Annotated in this window: 4 protein-coding genes; 1 reads left to right on the forward strand and 3 read right to left on the reverse strand. The window is 30.7% G+C overall.

What is annotated here, in order from left to right; genetic code table 11:
- The first annotated feature begins 147 nt into the window (after positions 1–147).
- Positions 148–594: a GNAT family N-acetyltransferase gene (locus tag QZZ53_RS08065; RefSeq protein ID WP_296383404.1), complete on the forward strand. Its 447-nt coding sequence runs from the start codon at positions 148–150 to the stop codon at positions 592–594.
- Positions 595–597: 3 nt separating this feature from the next.
- Here the strand turns inward: QZZ53_RS08065 and QZZ53_RS08070 are convergent, their stop codons facing one another.
- From QZZ53_RS08070 to QZZ53_RS08080, 3 genes are all read right to left on the reverse strand, one after another.
- Complete coding sequence (locus tag QZZ53_RS08070; RefSeq protein WP_296383406.1) at positions 598–1,437, reverse strand: OmpA family protein; 840 nt, start codon at positions 1,435–1,437, stop codon at positions 598–600.
- Positions 1,438–1,500: 63 nt separating this feature from the next.
- Positions 1,501–3,135: a S41 family peptidase gene (locus QZZ53_RS08075; protein ID WP_296383408.1), complete on the reverse strand. Its 1,635-nt coding sequence runs from the start codon at positions 3,133–3,135 to the stop codon at positions 1,501–1,503.
- Positions 3,135–3,509, reverse strand: coding sequence for a ribonuclease P protein component (locus QZZ53_RS08080; RefSeq protein WP_296383410.1), 375 nt, complete (start codon positions 3,507–3,509; stop codon positions 3,135–3,137). Before QZZ53_RS08080 ends, QZZ53_RS08075 begins: the two co-directional genes overlap by 1 nt.
- Positions 3,510–3,597: the final 88 nt, after the last annotated feature.

The following is a 3,597-nucleotide window of genomic DNA, read 5'->3' on the forward strand; positions in this document are numbered from 1 at the left end:
ATCTTAATTAATATTGAAGAACTGTTATATCATAAATATAAAATTAATCATATTAATATTCAGCCAGAATTTGGTCGCTGTAAAGAGAATAATATGATTGTTCAAGATTAAATTCTAAAACAATTTTAGAATGATAAAAACAAAGCTATGATTGATGTAATTATAAAAACCTTTAAAGAACTTTCAATACAAGAGTTATACGACTTACTTCAACTAAGAAGTGAAGTTTTTGTAGTTGAACAAGATTGTGTTTACCAAGATATTGACGGAAAGGACCAAAAAGCACTACATATATTAGGTTTTAAAAATGGAAAAGTTGTCGCTTATACACGTGTTTTTAAACCAGGCGATTATTTTAAAGAAACCAGTATAGGTAGAGTAGTGGTGCAAGAAAATGAAAGGCAACACAAATATGGTTATGATATTATGAATGCGTCAATTAAGGCTATTAAAATCCATTATAATTCGACAGAGATTAGAATTTCTGCACAAACTCATTTAAAACGGTTTTATAATAATTTAGACTTTACAGGAGTAGGAGAGGAGTACCTTGAAGATGGTATTCCACATATTAATATGGTTTACACTAAATAATTTTTAATTTTTAGGTTTAATAATACGTGTTACCAAAATTTCTACACGTCTATCTAGTTCTGGTTCGCCACCTAAAGGTGCTTTTCTTCGCATACCAACGTATTTCATTCGGTATCTTTTTACTCCTTTTTTAGCGAGATAATCATAGATATACTTTGCACGTGCAAGTGATAAATTTCGTTTTTTAGTTTTACGATCTACAGCATCTCTATTGCCTTGAGTACAGCAAACATGGCCTTCTATTGTAAAGTAAATATCTGTTCGTTCTGCCAAAATATTAGCAATCTTATCTAATACAGGTTTAGAATCTTTTACCAAATAACTATAACCTGTTCTAAACAGTAAATTTTCTAATAGAATTTTATCTCCTTCTTTAAGCTCTCCTTTTAAGATGTCCTCAAGATTTTCTTTTTCTGATTTTACTTCCTTTGGCTTTGGTGGAAAAACTGGTTCTACTATAATTTCTACTTTACGATTGAGACCACGTATTTTACTAAGATTTTCTTCGTGAACAATGTTCACTAAAATTTCTCCTTTACCATCTACATTAGTAATTACAGATTCATCAATTTCGTTATTAGAAAAGACCGTTTTAATAGCATCTGCACGTTGTTGAGAAAGCACTAAGTTATAGGTGTCACTTCCTCTATCGTCACAAAAGCCATATATCGAAATTTTTTCAATATTTATATTTTCGATTTCAGACAAAAAGAGCAGTAACCTACTATGTTCCGTTTCAGGAATATCGTACTTGTCAGTTTCAAAATACACCTCATGTGTCAATTCTTGCTGAGAAAAAGCAAGCTGAAAACAGCAGCATATTAGAATAAGTAGGGATTTCATTTTTTTTAATTTTCTTACAGCTATTAACGTATCTGTAATGTTAAATATAAAGAATTTTAATTTTTATCTCAAAATACTAGCATATTGCGAAGGATTATTAAGAATACTCAGCGCTTTCTTAATTTCTGAATTATTAGCAGTATAATATGTATACAATCCTTCACTATAGAAATAACTCTTAATAATTTCGTCTGTAATTAGAGATTTTAATTGTGTTTTATTACCATCAATTGCGTTAGACTTATAGGCTTGTAAAGCTGAAGTTAAATCCTTGTATTCAGAATTTATTACTCCATCAAGCTCTTCTTCTTTTGCTATTGTAATAGCTTCATTTAAAGCTTTTTCTGTATTAGTTTCGAAATTAAAACCAGTTGCTTTTATATAGTTTTTAAAATTTTTAAAGTCTGAATCCGAAAGTTGAAAACTCGTTAAGTCTTCTATGGTATTATCGTAATGATAATTTGTTGCAAAGTTGAAAACTAGGTTTTCATTTAGTATTGCTTTTGTAATAGGTGTTTGCTTAGAAAACTCAACCTCAATATCTGGTTGTACTCCACCACCATCAAACACATTACGACCATTTTTAGTTTTAAACGCATTGTAATTCTCTTTTTTGGTACGCGTTGCTTTTCCATTTTCATCACGATTCCAATAATCTAATGCTTGGATACAACGTCCAGAAGGTGTGTAATATCTAGAAATCGTAATCTTCATTTGTGTACCATAAGTTAGAGGTTTTGGCCGTTGTACTAAACCTTTACCAAAACTTCGTGTACCAACCACAACAGCTCTATCCATATCTTGTAAGGCACCAGAAACAATTTCACTTGCAGAAGCACTACTACCATCTACTAAAACCACTAATGGTATTTCAGTATCTATAGCATCACGTTTGGTGTAATACGTCTTGTTATATTTTTTAACCTTCGATTTTGTTGTTACCACCAATTGGTTTTGAGGTACAAAAATATTAGTGACGTTAACCGCTTCATTTAGTAAACCACCAGGATTACCTCTAAGATCTAAAATTAATTGTGTTGCACCTTGATTTTTTAAGGCTCTAATAGCACTAATGGTTTCAGAAGATGCTTTATTATTAAACTTTCTTAGCACTACATAGCCTGTTTTTTCATCAACCATAGAGTAGTGTGGTACCGCTTTAATTTCTAAAGACTCTCTTATAATTTTAACCGTATTGGTTTTTCCCTGCCGTTTGTATGTAACATTAACTTCTGTACCAGCAGCTCCTTGTAATAAATTAGCGGCATCATCTTTAAAATCTGCAACGGTTACTTTATCAACTTTAATAATTTCGTCTCCAGCCTTTAAACCGGCTTTATCTGCAGCATAATTTTTATAAGGCTCTACGATTACCAATTTATCTTTTAAGGTTAAAACCTTAGCTCCAATACCAGTATAATCACCAGCATTGTTTATTCTAGAGGCTTCCACATCTTGTTCATTGTAAAACCGTGTATAAGGATCTAAATCGTCTAACATACTTTTAATGGCAGTATCCATTAAATCTCCAGGATTTGTATCATCAACATAATTCATGTTGAGTTCTTTAAAAAGCGTTGTAAATATTTCTATCTGCTTTGCAATTTCAAAAAAGTCATTTTTAAAAGCTGTGGTGCTAAAAAAAACAACTAATGCTAAAGCAGGAATGATTAGTTTTTTATGTAGAAGTTTTTTCATTATTCAGAAGTTTTGTCTGTGAATTTTTGAAACAATAATTTCATGCTATTATTTAGTTTATCAAAAGTTGTTCCATCTTTACTAAGGTACAAAATCATAAACGCATAAGACCTAGAACTATTGTTAAAGTATAAGGGTTTGTTTAATCGATAAGATTCCCTTAACAAGCGTTTTATCTTGTTTCTTGCCACTGCGGTTTTGTGGAGTCGTTTACTTACCGAAACGCTAGTTTTTAAGATGCTATCATCTTCAAATTCCGTTTTAAGATAAATGAGTCGTAAAGGATAAGCAGTAACTGCTTTTCCTTCATTAAACAATTGTTCAATGAGCTTTTTACTTTTTAACTTATCTTTTTTTCTGTATTTAAGGGGCATTTTAAATTTTTAAAGGGTATAAATTTAGAACAGTATTACACTTTACAAAAGCTTAACTCAGCATTCACCATGACAAAAGTCATACTTT

It is taken from the genome of Winogradskyella sp. (assembly GCF_016744625.1).
Classification (GTDB): domain Bacteria; phylum Bacteroidota; class Bacteroidia; order Flavobacteriales; family Flavobacteriaceae; genus Winogradskyella.

Excerpts from the sequence above, each read along its gene's own strand:
- QZZ53_RS08065 (WP_296383404.1), top strand. The coding sequence starts at position 148 with ATGATTGATGTAATTATAAAAACCTTTAAAGAACTTTCAATACAAGAG.
- QZZ53_RS08070 (WP_296383406.1), bottom strand. The coding sequence starts at position 1,437 with ATGAAATCCCTACTTATTCTAATATGCTGCTGTTTTCAGCTTGCTTTT.
- QZZ53_RS08075 (WP_296383408.1), bottom strand. The coding sequence starts at position 3,135 with ATGAAAAAACTTCTACATAAAAAACTAATCATTCCTGCTTTAGCATTA.
- QZZ53_RS08080 (WP_296383410.1), bottom strand. The coding sequence starts at position 3,509 with ATGCCCCTTAAATACAGAAAAAAAGATAAGTTAAAAAGTAAAAAGCTC.